Here is a 15559-nt window from a genome sequence, read left to right as displayed (position 1 = left end):
TAGATATTATGTCTTAAATGTTCTAAAGCCCACAAATCTTAATTCATCTGTTTCTTGTATTGCTTCTCCTCTTGTTTCAAATACTGACTTAAGCCATTTATCTGCCTCTGTGATTGTACTTCCTTTTTTCTTTGATAACTTTGCTAAAAATCCTTGCTTATTCATTAATTTCTCCTTTTTTATATTATTTTATTTATTATTGTTTTGAAGATGCCCCCAAGTTCGGACCGGTTTTAATGAGAAAAACCAAATTAATATTTATAGCTTCACTCTATGGAAGCAAACTCATTAGGAGTTTTATAACCAATAGAACTATGAGGCCTATTATGATTATAACCCTCTCGCCATTCTTCTACTTTACACATTACATCATTTAAATTCAAGAACCAATGTTGATTTAAACATTCATTTCTAAATTTACCATTGAAACTTTCTATAAATGCATTATCTGTTGGCTTACCAGGCCTTGAATAGTTTAATTCTACTCCTTTACTACTATAAGCCCACATATCTAGTTCTTTTGATATAAATTCTGGTCCATTGTCAACTTTAATTACTTTTGGAGTACCATAGCTACTTACTGCTTTTTCTAATGTATTTACTACATCCACTGCCTTATAACTATAACCAACTCCTATGCTCAAACTTTGTTTTGTATAATTATCTATTATTGTTAACAGTCTTATTTTAACACCTGTAAATAATTGATCTGACATAAAATCCATGCTCCAGCATTTATTCATTTCATCTGCTATTACTATTATTTCCCTTGCTTTTGCTTTAACTCTTTTCTTTGGCCTCTTATTCCTTAACTGTAAATTTGTTTTACAATACAACCTATAAACTCTCTTTGCATTCACTTTTATCCCTTCTCTTCTTAGTAATACATGAATTCTTCTATATCCGTATCTTACTCGTACTGCGGCTATATCTTTTATTTTTGAATTAGCATTATAGCCTGAGGATCTTCTACTTTTTGATAATAATAGCTTGATCTGTTAAATCTCATTAATTTACAAACTTTCCTTACTCTTACTTTATGTATAAAACACATCCTATCTATTATCATCTTTCAAACCTCAGGCTTTAGTACTTTTTTGAGATTACCTCTTGCAACATATGTTTACCTAGACTTAAATCTGCTACTAATTGTTTTAGTTTTTTATTTTCTTCTTCTAATTGCTTTAATTTTTTTACTTCTGATGGCAAAAGCCCTCTATATTTTTGCTTCCATCTATAAAATGTTGCATTTGCTATCCCTAATTTCCTACATATTTCTTCAACTGGCATCCCATCTTCTGCTCTATGTAGCGCCAATGTTATTTGTTCTTCTGTAAACTTTGTCTTTTTCATAAAAATCTCCTTTTTTATTATTTATTCTATATGAGATTTTTCTCATTTTCACGGTCTTATTTTTTAGGTGCAGGTCACAGCTGATAATCATATAATTTATCAAATACTATACTTCTCCATTTACCATCCTCGCATTTTGTTGCATTACAAAATATTAAATGACTGTGTAGCTGCGGATCAGGTGCTTTTTCTACTTTAACTTTACCCTCTCCTTTTGCAAGCCTCGCTGTTAAATGTGTAAAATATGCACATGACACATTATCAGCTCTTACTAATTCTAATTTTCCTTCCTTCTGAATCCTAGTATAGAGCATATTTTTCTCTATATATCTTGCAACTGCTTTAATTGCATTATGATGCACTTCCTCTAATCTTTTATCCTTAGCAACTAAATGCATGATAGAAACTGATTTTGGTGCCGACAATATTAGTTCTTGGCCTGGATCATGTATTATTCCTTCTTTTGTTCTTCTTCCAAGTTGAATAATCTCTTTTTCTGGTTTAAGTGTTAACTCCTTGCCATTTACATCTCTTTTTCCTGAATCCTCTTTTTCAATAATCTTGCCATCTAACAAATTTTAAAAATTCTCTTTCCTAAGATTAGTAAGTCAATGTACTTCTTTAGCCTTATTATCTATCCATCCTTTCTGGCACTCAAAATTCTTTTCTGTAAAATAAAAATATTTTACTGTATTCGCTCCATCACTTATACCTTTTAATGTAGCAACCATGTTTAATGACTTATTAGTTTTAAATTTGCTACTTGAGTAAACTTCTTAAAATCACTATCTCTTGTTATTAATCCAACCTTATTATCTAAACAACTTTGTGCTATCAATGTATCAGCTATTCTCGCTTTTAGCTTTTTCGCTAATATCTTTGCTCTCAACTTACCTGCTCTTTCCCAATAGCCATTCTTTATTCTAAGAATTGGTAATTCTGTTAGTATTTTGCTAATTTCTATCGGCAATTTATGATCACTTAATAATTCTGTAAGAACTAGTGGTGGAAGCACTATATTCCCCACCTCAATATTTTCTCTTAGTATCCTTACATCTTTACCTTCATCTCCTTGAAAAAATGCAATCATACTACTGGTATCTACTGCTATCACCTATCTTCTCTCAATTCCTTTATATTAATGCTTGGCTTATATTTCCCATATAAATTACTTAACTGACGATAAGTTTTTTCTTTAAGAACCTTATTTAATCCATATCTTAAGGTTTCTGTTATTCCAACACCCGTTACTTCTTGAGCATTATGTAATAATACTTTTGGTATATATGCAGTGACTTTTTGTAATTCTAACTTCATAATTTTACTAATTTATTATATTACCATTTATTATACCATATATATCACCATATTCAACTACTACCATTTTATTTTTTCATCATCCTTCTTATCTTCATCTTCTAATCTTACGCCTAAATCTTTTATTATTCGATACTCAATTTTTTGCGCTTCATTAAATTTATCATCACTTAATTGTTCCATCGCAAGATGCTCTTGAAGATGACCCCAAGTTCAGACCGGTTTTAATGAGAAAAACCAAATTAATATTTATAGCTTCACTCTATGGAAGCAAACTCATTAGGAGTTTTATAACCAATAGAGCTATGAGGCCTATTATGATTATAATCCTCTCGCCATTCTTCTATTTTACACATTGCATCTTTTAAATTCAAGAACCAATGTTGATTTAAACATTCATTTCTAAATTTACCATTGAAACTTTCTATAAATGCATTATCTGTTGGCTTACCAGGCCTTGAATAGTTTAATTCTACTCCTTTACTACTATAAGCCCACATATCTAGTTCTTTTGATATAAATTCTGGTCCATTGTCAACTTTAATTACTTTTGGAGTACCATAGCTACTTACTGCTTTTTCTAATGTATTTACTACATCCACTGCCTTATAACTATAACCAACTCCTATGCTCAAACTTTGTTTTGTATAATTATCTATTATTGTTAACAGTCTTATTTTAACACCTGTAAATAATTGATCTGACATAAAATCCATGCTCCAGCATTTATTCATTTCATCTGCTATTACTATTATTTCCCTTGCTTTTGCTTTAACTCTTTTCTTTGGCCTCTTATTCCTTAACTGTAAATTTGTTTTACAATACAACCTATAAACTCTCTTTGCATTCACTTTTATCCCTTCTCTTCTTAGTAATACATGAATTCTTCTATATCCGTATCTTACTCGTACTGCGGCTATATCTTTTATTTTTTGAATTAGCATTATAGCCTGAGGATCTTCTACTTTTTGATAATAATAGCTTGATCTGTTAAATCTCATTAATTTACAAACTTTCCTTACTCCTACTTTATGTATAAAACACATCCTATCTATTATCATCTTTCGAACCTCAGGATTTAGTACTTTTTTGAGATTACCTCTTGCAACATATGTTTACCTAGACTTAAATCTGCTACTAATTGTTTTAGTTTTTTATTTTCTTCTTCTAATTGCTTTAATTTTTTTACTTCTGATGGCAAAAGCCCTCTATATTTTTGCTTCCATCTATAAAATGTTGCATTTGCTATCCCTAATTTCCTACATATTTCTTCAACTGGCATCCCATCTAAATTTACAAAACAAAATGGTTGCTTTGTTATATCTACTAATCTTACCGGCTCCCAAAATCCACCTGCTATCCCAGGTACTGGCACTGGTAGTGACGGTTTCGGACATAAACATATTGGAGAACTAGGATTATCTGTATCTGGCATATCTCCACTTACTAACTCAATAGATCCTAAAGTCACTGGGAATAGACACTCCCAGCATATATCTCCTATTGGATCAACAAATATCCCTGTACATTTTGCTTCTGCTTGCCCGCAGCTACTTAATAAAATTATTGCAAAACATATTGCAATTGCTGGTACTTTTATTATTTTTATTGTATAATGTTTACGTGAATGAATTTTTAAAATAAACTTCTTATGTATTACAAAACTTTTGATACTCATAAATATATCAAAAGCCTTCAAGAAACTGGCTTTAATGAACAACAAGCTGAAATGCTTGTAAAGTCCCTTCTTGAATCTAGAGATTTTGATCTCTCCATTCTTGCTACTCGTGAACAAGTTGCTGAGGTTAAATCTGATCTTCAGAAAAAAATATCTGAAGCAAAATCTGACCTTCAGAAGGATATTAATAAAATTGAAGATAAATTTGACAAAAAATTTTCTACCCTTGAAGAGAAAATTGATAAAAATAAATATGATCTCGTTAAATGGTTGGTAACTCTTTTTATTACCATGATTATTGCTATATACCTTAAACGCTAAATCACTAATCATTTTACCTTTACCTCTTTATCAACAACTGCAAATCCTTCTGCTCAACACTTGCAGGCACTTGTTTTATTCCAAACTTCTTACTTAATACTCCTTGTTGATCAAAGTAAAATCTTACTTTGTTTTCTTTCATTAAATCAATGATTGCACCATTTACTAATATGATTTTTACTTTATCCTTCTTCGCCTGATCTATCCCCCATTTAACTTGCATCTCATCATCCCCATCTATACTAAGTGGCATTGTTTCAGGTGATTTACTTGTCTCCCAGCCTCTATGAACACTCTACCATCCTGATCTTTTATATCATTTACAACTGTATAAGTAGGATCATAATAACATTCTCTTGGTTCTGTTGTTGTTGCTATTCCTTTAACTCTATAAGGACGATGCCTTTTTTCCAATAAAATTTTACTTTCCATTAGAGATTTTGTTTATTTATATCAATGGCATCCTCTATATAATAATCAGCAGGAACAGAAATTCTGTTGATATATTTGAAGTTACTAAAAGTATTTTATAAAATAGCTATACTAAAATTTTTATATCTAATATTTCTATATGCTATAATATATAATTATAGAACATTATTATTTATTTAACAACTTTTGTTCTTGTAAAAATTGTTGTAATTTTAAAAAGTGATTTTAGAAAATTTATAGTTTAATAATTTAAAATTTTTAAAATAGTAAAAAATTTCTCTTCCATAAATGCGATTTAAGCTATCTATTTTGATAAATATATATAAAAACAATAAAAACGCTTCAAAATTGATTTATTTGCCATTTTTTAATCTCAGACTTCTGTTTTTGCAAAATATAATCATTTTTATGGTGTTAAATCTCATCTGACAAAGTTTGTTCATAAGTTTGATTAAATTTATATTTTGCTTGATTAAATAATCCTTTTTTTAGTAATAAATTTTTTTTCACTCCTTCTTTTAAGTCTCTACTAGCTGTAGCTGAGGAAATATTTTTATGTAAAAGCATGTATTCTTTTCTAGTAAAGTAATTTTTTAAATGTTCTCTGCTATAGTTTAGCCTTTGAGTTATACTAACAATCTGTGAGGATATATTTGTAGTATACATTTTTAAGGTTACCAAAATTTGTTCTAAAGAAAATTCGATAAATACTGTAGAATCTCCATTTTAATCACATATTACTAAAGCTTCATAATACTGATCCTGGTTTTGTTTAATAATAAGTTCAACAGGAATATATCCAAATATTTGATTTTCCTTCATTAGAAGAAGTTGCTGCCATAATCTACCCATCCTACCATTGCCATCTAAAAAAGGATGTATAAACTCCACCTCATAATGAAATATACATGCTTTTAATAGCCACGACGTTTCTGTATCTACGCTTAGAAAGTCAAATAAGTTTTCCATTAAACTTGCAACTCTTTTAGCTGGTGGTGCCACATGTGCTACTTCTTGTTTTTTAAATATACCCACTCCAGTTGTTCTCCATTCACCAGAATTATCTAACAAATCTTTTATAAGTATAGAGTGTGCTTTTTTAAAATCCTGTATATTTAAAGGATCTAAATTATGAAGTATGTTATATACTTTGATAGCATTTTTTACTTCTATTATATCTTTTTGCGGAGCTAAAACTCTTTTTGAATTAATAATAGCAGTCACCTGACTTTCGTTTAGCATATTTCCTTCTATAGCCAAGGATGAATGAATTGTTTGAATCATATTTTTGCGTCGCAACTCTATAGGAACAGGATATAATTTTGCTCCATTTAATAGACCGAGTTCGTGACTTATCTTTTGAGAAAGATTAAGAATTTTATAAGTAATTTTAAAAGGAGGCAAATGTTTCATAAGATAATGATATCATATGATGCTATCATTTACAATATTATATATAATAAACCTCATAGTTTATTAAGTGATTTAACTTAATTAAACCAGTTAGCTATACCATTTAGATATGAAAATAAGATATACCAGAGTTTCTACAAAAGAACAGAACTTGGACTTGCAAGTGAGTGCGTTAAAAAAAAGGGGTATGTACTGTAATACACAAAGAAATAGCTAGTGGAGCTAAAAGTGACAGACCTGTATTAAATAAAATAATTGAAGATTTAAGACCAGAAGATACATTAGTTATATGGAAGCTTGATAGATTAGGTAGATCATTACGACATTTAGTAACTTTGGTAAATGATTTACTCAGTAAGAAAATATCAATTATAAGCATAAATGATCTAATAGATACATCAAGTGTCTAAGGTAAGCTTGCATTTAATATATTTGCTTCCTTAGCTGAATTTGAAATAGACTTAATAAAAATGGAGAATGAAAGCAGGTCTTGATGCTGCTTTAGCAAATGGCAACCGAGGCGGTAGACCAAAAGGACTTACCAAAAAAGCAATAGAAAAAGCTTATGCTGTTGAAACTTTATATAGGGAAAAGAAATTTTCTACTAGAAAACTTACTGCTCATTTAGGTATATCAAGAGCTACTCTCTATTCTTATTTGAAATATAGAAATGTCCCTATAGACAAGGAAAATAGCACTCCTCAAAACTAGAATCGACCTTTTTATCACTTGTTACTACAAACCCCTCAAATTGTTTTGATCTTGTAAGAAAATAGAGATTATAGTGTAACTCAAGATCATTTTTTAACTTATAGATAGTAAATAATATCTAATTCAAATGCAGTTTATTTTTTATAATTACCATATAGCTTTTTCGTAATTATTTAAAATAATTTTATCTGCTGAAATTAAATTACAATTTTTAATTTTAGATGTTGCAACAATCATCCTATCAAATGGATCTCTAGTCCAGCTCAACTTCATAGCTGATTTTATAACAATATCAAAAGAAACTTCTTCAATAATTAAACCAATTTTTTCAATTAAATAATCTATTATTACATCTGGCTCTTCGCTTACTCTTTTAATTTCCTTTAAATATTGCAACTCTAATCTTATTATTGGCGATATAGCTAGATCATTTTTATTAATTAAATTTTTAATTTTAGGACTAAATTTTACCTCAAGTTTATCGTATAACCACAAAATTATATGTGTATCCAGATGATATATCATTTTTTGAGTTCTTCTGACCATTGGTAGCATTTTTCAGAAATCAATAAATCAGGATCACAAGTAATGCTATCGTGTTTTTCTAAATTATCAAATTTATTGCGTATTTTATCATCAAGTATTATTTTGACTTTATAACCCTTGCGCTCAATGGTCTTAGGAATTCCAGTATCTATTACTCCATCAATTATATTATATATATTATTCCTAAAATTTGTGATTGTTAATTTTGACATAATTCCTTTACATTAGATATTTATATTTGCACAGTATCAAAAGTACGTACATATGTCAATATTAGTGCTACGCATATTATAAAAAATTAAATTACTTATTAAGGACTTTTAGAAAAATGCATATATACATATTTTATTTAAGTCAGATTGATTGATAATTTTTTAATTTGCTTTTAAATACTCTAAAAATTATTAATTATCTTCTCTTCATAGGTTATTATACGATAAGTTTTTTACTAGATAAACTATCCTATTTACATCTCATACGATGACTTTGCCTAATAGTCACTTTATATTCTCCTTTTATCAAAGGAATATAAAATATGAGTTATTATAGACTACATCATAAAATAATTAATTCCCCTATAAATAGAGGTATCACTCTTAAAAATGTATAGTCTTTCTAATGCCTAATTTGTCTATATTTGTAATTATAGCCAAAATAATCTTAATGGTAAATAATAACATCTACTTTAACCTTTACTACTGAGAGTATAACATTTAGTTCCAGGCCTTATAGAATATACAAATAAGAAGTAGGCTTAAATAAAAAAAGCACTATATCCAATATCATATCTTAAAAAATCCATATCCTAACTTCTTATCTATTATTTTGCCCTCACTTTTGAATGATCTTCATCATGATAAATTTATTAAATCTTAATTTAAAATTGGTATTAATATTATTTATTAAAGCAAAAATATACTCCTAAAGATAAAAATATAAACCCTATAAACTGCTTTATAGTAGGACTAGTGTTAAGTTAGCTGCGCTAAGAGACCCTCCTTCATTTAAATTATTTCTATCATGCAAGTTTTAGCTATTATATTATTTAAAGCAAGAAATACTAATCAGATTTTACTTTAATGGTTCTTGCAACATATTTTTTATAAATTAATAATGGCATTCCCAAGGTAGAAAAACCAGCTATAAATATGATAATCTTTTCTAAATCAATATACCCTGAAAAATAATTGGTTGTAAAAAGATTATGAGAGGATATTGAAGGCAAAGTACTGCCACCACTAAAACTATTTGCATATTCAATAGCTTTTAAAGGACCACCATTATCTCCTTGTTCTATAAGATCAGTTGCTATAAAAGTTGGAACATTGCCATTGCTCTTACATAAATTAAAACGATCAATTATGCTATTATAATCATTTACTTGAGCGCAGTGATGTTTTACAAGACTTGTCACGCCTAGATTTTCATTACAAGATTTACTGGCACTGTCAAGTTAATGGAGTCACAGCCATAAGATAGTCTTTACCTCAAATTTCAGGCAGTAGCAATTATTTGCATAGCTTCATCCCAAATAGATTTAGCTTTTTGAAAGTTATCTCTTTGGCCTTTAGCATTGTTAATATATCTAACTACACCAACAGCAAATATATTACGCACTTTTCCCATTAACGACAAAGTTTGCTGTATATCTCCAGGAGACTTTTCCTTTCTGCGGGTAGGTTGATGTGCGTTTTCTACTCGATTATTCAGACCTTTATACTTCCTGTGGTCTGTTTTTAAACACATTTGCTTTATTGGCTTCACATAGCTTTTTAGTTTATCTGTTACTATTACTCTTGGTTTTGGTTTTGGATATGATTTTAGCAACCTACCTAAAAACCTTATTGCTGATTTTTATTACGACGTTTTTGTAAAAATATATCTAGTTCATAACCTTCTGAATCTACCACTCACCACAATATGTAATACACTCCATTCATTCTTACCATCATTTCATCTAGATGCCACTTATCTGTAACTTGTCTTTCTTTTTTCTTTATTATATCTGTAAATTTTTTACCAAATTTATAGCACCAACTCCTGATAGTTTCATGGCTAACATCTATCCCTCTGTATAGTAACTATTCCCCTACATCTCTATAGCTGTGATTGAATCTGTGATATTGTTATACTGCTTGCCCTATTATCAGCATTGGATATCTATGTCTGCTTGGTTTATTCATCATTTCTTTGATTATAATTTTTTAGATGAGTCTACTTCCCCTTAACACTTTATTCAACATTATATTATCTCAGCTATTTTTAACTTGACGATACCAATGAAATGACCTCTAAAAATCAGAGCAATAAAAGAGATATTTTTGATCTGACTCATTGGGGTCATTTCAAACAGTGCCGATTTTCTGCTTTTGTTCTTTTTAAAGTATAACAGAAAAATATAAAGAAATTAATAATGTTTTTAATTTGATAATTTTTAGTGTTAGACTAAATTAACTTAATGTTAATTATTCTTGGTATGTTATGATTGTAGATATACATGGGTGTCAGGTTTTAGTCGAAGATGATAGACTTAATAACAGACAAACTATAGCAAATATAGGGAATAATCTTAGGAAGTGCATACATGAACGTAGAATGAAAGGTGAGGATGATGGTGCAACTGATCAAGAAGTCCTTGGACTTTTGCTTAGGATCATTGCGCATGATGATCGTTATGGAGCTGAAGAAAATATTGGAGATAGAAAGAAGTCACTTTTTAATATAGCTAGATCAATTCCTCTTTTAAATCCAAAGAAAGCAACCTCAGAACAGGAAAAATTTGTTAAAGAAAAGTATGTTTCAGCTGATGAGAGAAGTATTTGGAGGGATACAGAATTTTTGCAGAAGATGTTAATATCAGAGGGACAACCTGGCTATGAGGGTAGGTATTTTATACCAGATAGTAAAGTAAAGAAAATACTTGAGCAGGATGTAAGGCAGTTGGCTAAGGCTATTGCAGATGAGCTCCAAGGAGTAGTTGCACTTGATGAAAGATATAAAGATACAAGAGAACTACAACATGTATATGAGATAGCTAATTATTATCGTGAAGAAGAAGCATTAAAGAAAATTTTAGACTATACTCGGCCAGAATTATTAGCCCAAATAGATACAGAAACAGTAAAAGGAAAATTTGCGTTATTTAGAATACTAGTCATAATAGGTGAATATGTTTCTAAAAAAAATCTCACAGATGGTACAAAGGGTCAAGTTCTTGATTTAGACTGGGAATTATTAACAGCAATTCGTAATAGATTAGCACATCATGAATGGTATCTTGCTCATGAAGATGTATTTGCTAATTTGGTAAAATTTGACTTAAAACACATATTGAATGAAGATCTTCCATATATTAGGCAGAAAACAGGAGTGATCTGGGTCAATCATCAAAATGTAAAAAGACATTTGGATGTTCATGAAAGGTTTTTTAGTAGAGATGTTTCGGATTATTATCGACTGGAAGATAATACTGATTTTATACCAAAAGAATCTGAACAGTATATTGCAGAACATTGTAGATGGTTGCATGATAAGGGCTTTATATCTGCAGATTATTTACTGTTATTGCTAGATTTTTTAAATAAGGACTTTGAAATTATATATAAAGAATTTAGGGGGAAATTAAAAGAGTACATAGGAGAGGATAAGTTTAATCAGGATTCTAGTGTTGATTCTGATGAGGTAGAAGCTATTAAAAATGTGGTACATGTATATAACCAGATTAGTGGACAATCACTTAGGAAACTGGACAATAAGCTTCTGAATAAGTTTATTGCATTTATAAATAAATTATATAAGGCTAATTTTATTGAACAAGAAAAAGCCTTAGAGATAAAAGAACAGTGTAAAAAGTGTAAAACCCCAGAAGAGTTAATGCTAGTGCTGGGAAAGGCATACACACCTTTAAGCGAGTTAGAATTAGAGGTTTTGAGACTTTATAATAGTATAAATAATGGTAGCAAGAAAAAGAAAAGTGGCAATATAAGAGATCTATATAAGCTATTAGGTGAAAAGGGTGTTCCTCTAAGTGATAGCGATGAAATAATACAAAAAATAATAGATGAAAAGCCTAAGGATATATCTGAACAAATAGATAGTGTGAAATTGGGAGTAATAGAGAAATATATTAAGGAAAAAGCAATAGATAAAATAGATGGGCGTGTCATTAATTTTAGTGAGGAATATTTTGCTTTAAAAAAACTTGTAATTCCAGTGGTTGCAAAGGGTTTGATGACCAAGATAGAAAAATTGTTACAAGACATTAAAGTTTTAGGTTATGTTGATGATATTGCTGGCATTATAGCTGTGCTAAATAGTAATAAAATTGATGATTTTTTATCTATGTTAAAATACGCTATTGGGGAAGATAAATTTGAAGCAAGTTATTTTGATCAGTATAGAAGTGAGGAAATACTTAAAATTAATGAAATGAGACAGAGATTTGGAGATGTTGACAAGGAAATAGATAAAGTGAATATGGACTTGATAAATCAACAGCAAAGAGCAGAAAGAAATATAGAACGTGAAAGAGAAAGGCATCTAGATGGTTTTAGAAAGCTTAAGGATTTATTGCCTGATGAAGATAGATTTTTTGCTAAGAAAAATACAGTATTAGAAGGGTATCCAGCCTTTGATCAGTTAAAAGTTATTAGTAGTGCTGTTCCTATTGTAAGGGAATTGAGTGAGCTTCTGAACACACAAGATTTTGCTGCTTTAAAAGATGTGCAAAGAGGGTTTGCAGAAGAAATGCAATTCGCAAAAATTGATGCTGAAATATGGGACAGAGTAATGGTTAGAGCTTTAGCTGAAGATCAGGAATATATACAAGCTCTAACTAATTTGCAAGAATATGAACAAACAGATAAAGCTATAGTGCCGCTTTCTTGGCGAGCTATTACTGATGATGATGATATAGTTATCGGAAGCGAGAGAAGCATGAATATGACTGAGAATCAGCTTAAAGATTATCTTGAGCAAAATGTAGACTTTATAAAAGCTAGAACGGTTAATAGAGCTTGTTTTATTGAAACATGTCAAGCATTGAGAGGTGATGAAGTTACCAGATTGGCTGTTGAATATGGTACTAGTATTGTTTGGCCATATCTAAGTGAAATACAAGAGGACTATCTGACTGATATGCCAGAAATGTTTAGAGTAGAGCTTAAGGGGCAAAGAAATGTCGTACAACATGGTAATATATATGTGGATATGTTGGTATCTGATAGATTAGATGAATTTTTAGTGCGCTATTCAAGTATATTCATAAAAGATGTTCAACCAAGACTTGCACAGTTGGAGGGTAGCTTAATAGTTGCACATGAAGTAGTTGAAGATATGGTTAATGAAGTTGTATTCCTGCAAAACTTTAGAGATAAATATGAAGTAACAGGAATTTTAGGATGGTTGAATAGTTATGTAGAGGGTTTGTTTAGAGATTATATTAAATATTCTAAGTTTAAGGACATGCAATACCTTGCAGATAAGCATAGAATAGATGTAGTGGTTGATAAGGATAACTTAAAATCTGTATATCATAAACTAGCAAGAAAAACTCACCCTGATAAGATACATGGTTATGAAGATGATTTTAAAAGTGTGACAGCTGCTAGGGAATTTTTGGAGCAAAATGACGATGAATTTATAGTATCAGATCTATATAAGCCGATAATGAGTCAATTACAGAAAGTAAATATTGGTATAAAAGTTGCAGATACTTTTGTTGATATTGGGAGGCTTATCAACAGTCCAGATGGGAATAATATTTTAAAAATAGGAGTAGATTTTATACAATTAGCGGGAGTTTATATGCAAAGTCCTATTGCTATTATTTCTACAACTGCTATTGATTCATTTCATCAAGTATACGAAGATAACAATTTTTTAGGAGCTATTTCTTCAGTAGCAAAAAATGCAGGTTTAACTATGGCAATGAGTGCTATATCTGCTAATGCACCAGCACTTTATGTAGTAACTACTGCTGGGTTTACTTTGTATGGGGGATGTTCAGTAGTAAAAAATATTTATGATTTATATTATGAAATTTTCCCCGAACAAAGTGAGTTAGAGCATTAAACAAACAAGGTATTGATATAGAAACTGACTTTGATTACGAGTTAAGAGCATAGCGAATGAGGTAAATTTAGTTAATTAGGTTGAGGGGTAATGGTCAGGTTTACACAACGTTTAATGTGAATCAATATGATTTTAATAAACCTATATTTTTACTTTTACTACATTAAAACTCACCATTTAAACTTTTAAAAAAACTACCCTACTATTCTTCCGATATGTTTTGTAGTTGTATACTATTGACTTTATATATTATTAGTGCAATATATTATTAACTATCAACAATGTATTAATTATACAGTATGCAAGAATATAGAGCTATTTTTGGTAAAAATGGGCGTCTTATAATTCCAGCACCTCTTCGCAATAAAATGAAACTCAATCCTGGTGAGGAAATATTGCTTAGATATGATAATAATTCTATCAACATCCTTACTATTAAACAAGCTGTCAAAGAAGCTCAAGATATTGTTATGCAATACAATAAGGAGCATATATCTCTAACTGACTCTTTAAGTAAATCACGACATGAAGATGAAAAAGATGAATAAAGTTATACTTGATGCTTCTGCTTTTTTAGCTTTAGTCAATAATGAAGCTGGTAAAGATGTTGTTGAACCATTGTTGCCATATTCAATTATGTCATCTGTTAATATTTCTGAAGTGGTTAGCGAGTTAAATTCAAAACTTTCTCTTCCCATAGAGCATATTCAAAAAATACTTTGACTCATTCCTAAGGTTTATCAATTTGATAAAAATCTTGCTATTCAAGCAGGACTTTTAAAAAAGTCAGTTAGTCATTTAGGCTTATCTTTAGGAGATAGAGCGTGTTTAACACTTGCTAATCATCTTACTCTCCCTGTATACACTGCAGATAAGGTTTGGAGCAAACTTCATACTGATATCACAATTACTCAAATTAGATAATTTTATGCTTACCAAAGCTTCCATAAATAAATTTGATCTGACATCAATTGAAGAAACTAATAATACCTTATTCTATTACGCTAATCTTTATTTACATAAGCTTCTATCCTTACTATATTAATTATCTCTTCTAACTCCTAATAACTGTAATAAGAATACAAATAGATTTATAAAATCCATATATAAGGTTAGTGATCCATATATAGCTAATTTTTGTGTTACTTCAGTATTACTATGTGTTTGATAATATAATGATTTAATTCTTTGTGAATCATATGCTGTAAATAATGTGAATACCAATACACCTACTATAGAAATTACAAACTGCATAGCCCCACTTTGCATAAATATATTTACAACACTAGCTATCAATAACCCTATCATTCCCATAATTAAAAAAGAACCCATACTTGTTAAGTCTTTTTTCGTACTATGTCCATAAATACTCATAGCTCCAAATGTACTTGCTGCTATAAAAAATACCCTAGCAATACTTTCTCCTGTAAATACTATAAATATCGATGATAACGACAGTCCCATTAGAGTTGCAAATACCATTAGACAAGTTTGTGCTCTATTTACTGACATAGAAATTAATCTACTCCCCATATAAAAAGCCATGATAAGTGGCGCAAATGCTATGACCCATTTAAGGGGTGTGCCATGTATTATACTTAGAAACTGTGGAGATGAAGCAGCTCCCATTGATACAACACCAGTTAAAGCAAGTGCAAATGCCATATATTGGTATACTTTAAGCAAATACTCTCTTAATCCCCAATCATAGTGGGT

At 29.9% G+C, this 15559-nt stretch carries 22 protein-coding genes and 2 pseudogenes; 6 read left to right on the top strand and 18 right to left on the bottom strand.

The window, feature by feature from the left end; translation table 11 throughout:
* Positions 1-6 precede the first annotated feature (6 nt).
* From h2es_RS00095 to h2es_RS07535, 9 genes and pseudogenes are all read right to left on the bottom strand, one after another.
* Positions 7-165, bottom strand: a complete 159-nt coding sequence (locus h2es_RS00095) for an HU family DNA-binding protein (RefSeq protein WP_154510224.1) — start codon at positions 163-165, stop codon at positions 7-9.
* 101 nt (positions 166-266) lie between these two features.
* A pseudogene (locus h2es_RS00090) lies at positions 267-1353 on the bottom strand (IS3 family transposase).
* 74 nt (positions 1354-1427) lie between these two features.
* Positions 1428-1928, bottom strand: coding sequence for a MobF family relaxase (gene mobF / locus h2es_RS00085; RefSeq protein ID WP_154510221.1), 501 nt, complete (start codon positions 1926-1928; stop codon positions 1428-1430).
* 33 nt (positions 1929-1961) lie between these two features.
* Entirely contained in the window at positions 1962-2084 is a 123-nt protein-coding gene (locus h2es_RS07790; protein WP_268258902.1) for a hypothetical protein, read from the bottom strand.
* A 2-nt stretch (positions 2085-2086) separates the two neighbouring features.
* Positions 2087-2467: a PIN domain-containing protein gene (locus h2es_RS00080; RefSeq protein WP_154510218.1), complete on the bottom strand. Its 381-nt coding sequence runs from the start codon at positions 2465-2467 to the stop codon at positions 2087-2089.
* Positions 2464-2670 carry a hypothetical protein gene (locus tag h2es_RS00075; RefSeq protein ID WP_154510215.1) on the bottom strand — a complete coding sequence of 69 codons (207 nt, stop codon included), beginning with the start codon at positions 2668-2670 and terminating at the stop codon, positions 2464-2466. The genes h2es_RS00080 and h2es_RS00075 overlap by 4 nt, the downstream gene beginning before the upstream one ends.
* A 60-nt stretch (positions 2671-2730) precedes the next feature.
* Entirely contained in the window at positions 2731-2853 is a 123-nt protein-coding gene (locus tag h2es_RS07785) for a hypothetical protein (RefSeq protein WP_268258901.1), read from the bottom strand.
* Positions 2854-2927: 74 nt separating this feature from the next.
* A protein-coding gene (locus h2es_RS00070; protein WP_410528598.1) for an IS3 family transposase occupies positions 2928-3991 on the bottom strand; the annotation gives its coding sequence in 2 pieces (ribosomal slippage) (positions 2928-3763 and positions 3763-3991; 1065 coding nt in all).
* Between the two features lie 9 nt (positions 3992-4000).
* Positions 4001-4348, bottom strand: a pseudogene (locus h2es_RS07535) (TraU family protein); the annotation flags it as partial.
* On the opposite strand from h2es_RS07535, the gene h2es_RS00065 reads away from it, so the two are divergent.
* Positions 4322-4669 (top strand): CCDC90 family protein, encoded by a 348-nt coding sequence (locus tag h2es_RS00065; RefSeq protein ID WP_154510212.1) that lies wholly within the window; start codon positions 4322-4324, stop codon positions 4667-4669. The pseudogene h2es_RS07535 and the gene h2es_RS00065 overlap by 27 nt on opposite strands.
* 19 nt (positions 4670-4688) lie before the next feature.
* On the opposite strand, the gene h2es_RS00060 is transcribed toward h2es_RS00065, so the two are convergent.
* The 4 genes from h2es_RS00060 to h2es_RS00050 all read right to left on the bottom strand — a co-directional run bounded on the left by h2es_RS00060 (position 4689) and on the right by h2es_RS00050 (position 6514).
* A complete protein-coding gene (locus h2es_RS00060) occupies positions 4689-4922 on the bottom strand; it encodes a hypothetical protein (RefSeq protein ID WP_154510208.1) in 234 nt (77 codons plus the stop codon).
* Entirely contained in the window at positions 4907-5101 is a 195-nt protein-coding gene (locus h2es_RS00055) for a hypothetical protein (RefSeq protein WP_154510205.1), read from the bottom strand. Before h2es_RS00055 ends, h2es_RS00060 begins: the two co-directional genes overlap by 16 nt.
* Before the next feature lie 414 nt (positions 5102-5515).
* Positions 5516-5767: a hypothetical protein gene (locus h2es_RS07630; protein ID WP_230204216.1), complete on the bottom strand. Its 252-nt coding sequence runs from the start codon at positions 5765-5767 to the stop codon at positions 5516-5518.
* A gap of 60 nt (positions 5768-5827) precedes the next feature.
* On the bottom strand, positions 5828-6514 hold the full coding sequence (locus tag h2es_RS00050) for a Fic family protein (protein WP_230204215.1): 687 nt from the start codon (positions 6512-6514) through the stop codon (positions 5828-5830).
* Positions 6515-6711: 197 nt separating this feature from the next.
* On the opposite strand from h2es_RS00050, the gene h2es_RS07625 reads away from it, so the two are divergent.
* Together h2es_RS07625 and h2es_RS07620 are read left to right on the top strand one after the other, a co-directional pair.
* On the top strand, positions 6712-6924 hold the full coding sequence (locus tag h2es_RS07625; RefSeq protein ID WP_326844987.1) for a recombinase family protein: 213 nt from the start codon (positions 6712-6714) through the stop codon (positions 6922-6924).
* A gap of 67 nt (positions 6925-6991) precedes the next feature.
* Positions 6992-7225: a helix-turn-helix domain-containing protein gene (locus h2es_RS07620; RefSeq protein WP_230204214.1), complete on the top strand. Its 234-nt coding sequence runs from the start codon at positions 6992-6994 to the stop codon at positions 7223-7225.
* Positions 7226-7372: 147 nt separating this feature from the next.
* Here h2es_RS07620 and h2es_RS00040 read toward each other — a convergent pair whose 3' ends face one another.
* From h2es_RS00040 to h2es_RS07615, 4 genes are all read right to left on the bottom strand, one after another.
* Positions 7373-7750, bottom strand: a complete 378-nt coding sequence (locus h2es_RS00040) for a type II toxin-antitoxin system VapC family toxin (RefSeq protein ID WP_154510203.1) — start codon at positions 7748-7750, stop codon at positions 7373-7375.
* On the bottom strand, positions 7747-7983 hold the full coding sequence (locus h2es_RS00035) for a type II toxin-antitoxin system Phd/YefM family antitoxin (protein ID WP_154510200.1): 237 nt from the start codon (positions 7981-7983) through the stop codon (positions 7747-7749). The genes h2es_RS00040 and h2es_RS00035 overlap by 4 nt, the downstream gene beginning before the upstream one ends.
* Positions 7984-8831: 848 nt before the next feature.
* On the bottom strand, positions 8832-9185 hold the full coding sequence (locus h2es_RS00030; RefSeq protein WP_154510197.1) for a hypothetical protein: 354 nt from the start codon (positions 9183-9185) through the stop codon (positions 8832-8834).
* A gap of 80 nt (positions 9186-9265) precedes the next feature.
* Positions 9266-9616 (bottom strand): DDE-type integrase/transposase/recombinase, encoded by a 351-nt coding sequence (locus h2es_RS07615; RefSeq protein WP_326844986.1) that lies wholly within the window; start codon positions 9614-9616, stop codon positions 9266-9268.
* 636 nt (positions 9617-10252) lie between these two features.
* Between h2es_RS07615 and h2es_RS00020 the strand changes: the two genes are divergently transcribed.
* The 3 genes from h2es_RS00020 (at position 10253) to h2es_RS07610 (ending at position 14566) form a co-directional block, all read left to right on the top strand.
* Entirely contained in the window at positions 10253-13843 is a 3591-nt protein-coding gene (locus h2es_RS00020; protein ID WP_154510194.1) for a hypothetical protein, read from the top strand.
* A gap of 299 nt (positions 13844-14142) precedes the next feature.
* Positions 14143-14391 (top strand): AbrB/MazE/SpoVT family DNA-binding domain-containing protein, encoded by a 249-nt coding sequence (locus tag h2es_RS00015; RefSeq protein ID WP_154510191.1) that lies wholly within the window; start codon positions 14143-14145, stop codon positions 14389-14391.
* Complete coding sequence (locus h2es_RS07610) at positions 14384-14566, top strand: PIN domain-containing protein (RefSeq protein ID WP_230204212.1); 183 nt, start codon at positions 14384-14386, stop codon at positions 14564-14566. Before h2es_RS00015 ends, h2es_RS07610 begins: the two co-directional genes overlap by 8 nt.
* A gap of 318 nt (positions 14567-14884) precedes the next feature.
* On the opposite strand, the gene h2es_RS00005 is transcribed toward h2es_RS07610, so the two are convergent.
* A partial coding sequence (locus h2es_RS00005) for a Bax inhibitor-1/YccA family protein (protein ID WP_154510188.1) occupies positions 14885-15559 on the bottom strand: 675 nt, incomplete at its 5' end.

Origin of the sequence: Rickettsiales endosymbiont of Trichoplax sp. H2 (assembly GCF_009690945.1) — a bacterium.
In the GTDB taxonomy this organism is placed as follows: domain Bacteria; phylum Pseudomonadota; class Alphaproteobacteria; order Rickettsiales; family Midichloriaceae; genus Aquirickettsia; species Aquirickettsia rohweri.
Note: the sequence above shows the minus strand (reverse complement) of the source record. Positions and strands in the feature narration are given on the sequence as shown.

What these genes read in the sequence shown, in the direction of transcription:
- h2es_RS00035 (WP_154510200.1), bottom strand. Translation starts at nt 7,983, where the DNA reads ATGTCAAAATTAACAATCACAAATTTTAGGAATAATATATATAATATA.
- h2es_RS00055 (WP_154510205.1), bottom strand. Translation starts at nt 5,101, where the DNA reads ATGGAAAGTAAAATTTTATTGGAAAAAAGGCATCGTCCTTATAGAGTT.
- h2es_RS07610 (WP_230204212.1), top strand. Translation starts at nt 14,384, where the DNA reads ATGAATAAAGTTATACTTGATGCTTCTGCTTTTTTAGCTTTAGTCAAT.
- h2es_RS00050 (WP_230204215.1), bottom strand. Translation starts at nt 6,514, where the DNA reads ATGAAACATTTGCCTCCTTTTAAAATTACTTATAAAATTCTTAATCTT.
- h2es_RS07630 (WP_230204216.1), bottom strand. Translation starts at nt 5,767, where the DNA reads ATGTATACTACAAATATATCCTCACAGATTGTTAGTATAACTCAAAGG.
- h2es_RS00065 (WP_154510212.1), top strand. Translation starts at nt 4,322, where the DNA reads ATGTATTACAAAACTTTTGATACTCATAAATATATCAAAAGCCTTCAA.
- h2es_RS07785 (WP_268258901.1), bottom strand. Translation starts at nt 2,853, where the DNA reads ATGGAACAATTAAGTGATGATAAATTTAATGAAGCGCAAAAAATTGAG.
- h2es_RS00060 (WP_154510208.1), bottom strand. Translation starts at nt 4,922, where the DNA reads ATGCCACTTAGTATAGATGGGGATGATGAGATGCAAGTTAAATGGGGG.
- h2es_RS07620 (WP_230204214.1), top strand. Translation starts at nt 6,992, where the DNA reads ATGAAAGCAGGTCTTGATGCTGCTTTAGCAAATGGCAACCGAGGCGGT.
- h2es_RS00015 (WP_154510191.1), top strand. Translation starts at nt 14,143, where the DNA reads ATGCAAGAATATAGAGCTATTTTTGGTAAAAATGGGCGTCTTATAATT.
- h2es_RS00095 (WP_154510224.1), bottom strand. Translation starts at nt 165, where the DNA reads ATGAATAAGCAAGGATTTTTAGCAAAGTTATCAAAGAAAAAAGGAAGT.
- h2es_RS00040 (WP_154510203.1), bottom strand. Translation starts at nt 7,750, where the DNA reads ATGATATATCATCTGGATACACATATAATTTTGTGGTTATACGATAAA.
- h2es_RS07790 (WP_268258902.1), bottom strand. Translation starts at nt 2,084, where the DNA reads ATGGTTGCTACATTAAAAGGTATAAGTGATGGAGCGAATACAGTAAAA.
- h2es_RS00020 (WP_154510194.1), top strand. Translation starts at nt 10,253, where the DNA reads ATGATTGTAGATATACATGGGTGTCAGGTTTTAGTCGAAGATGATAGA.
- h2es_RS00075 (WP_154510215.1), bottom strand. Translation starts at nt 2,670, where the DNA reads ATGAAGTTAGAATTACAAAAAGTCACTGCATATATACCAAAAGTATTA.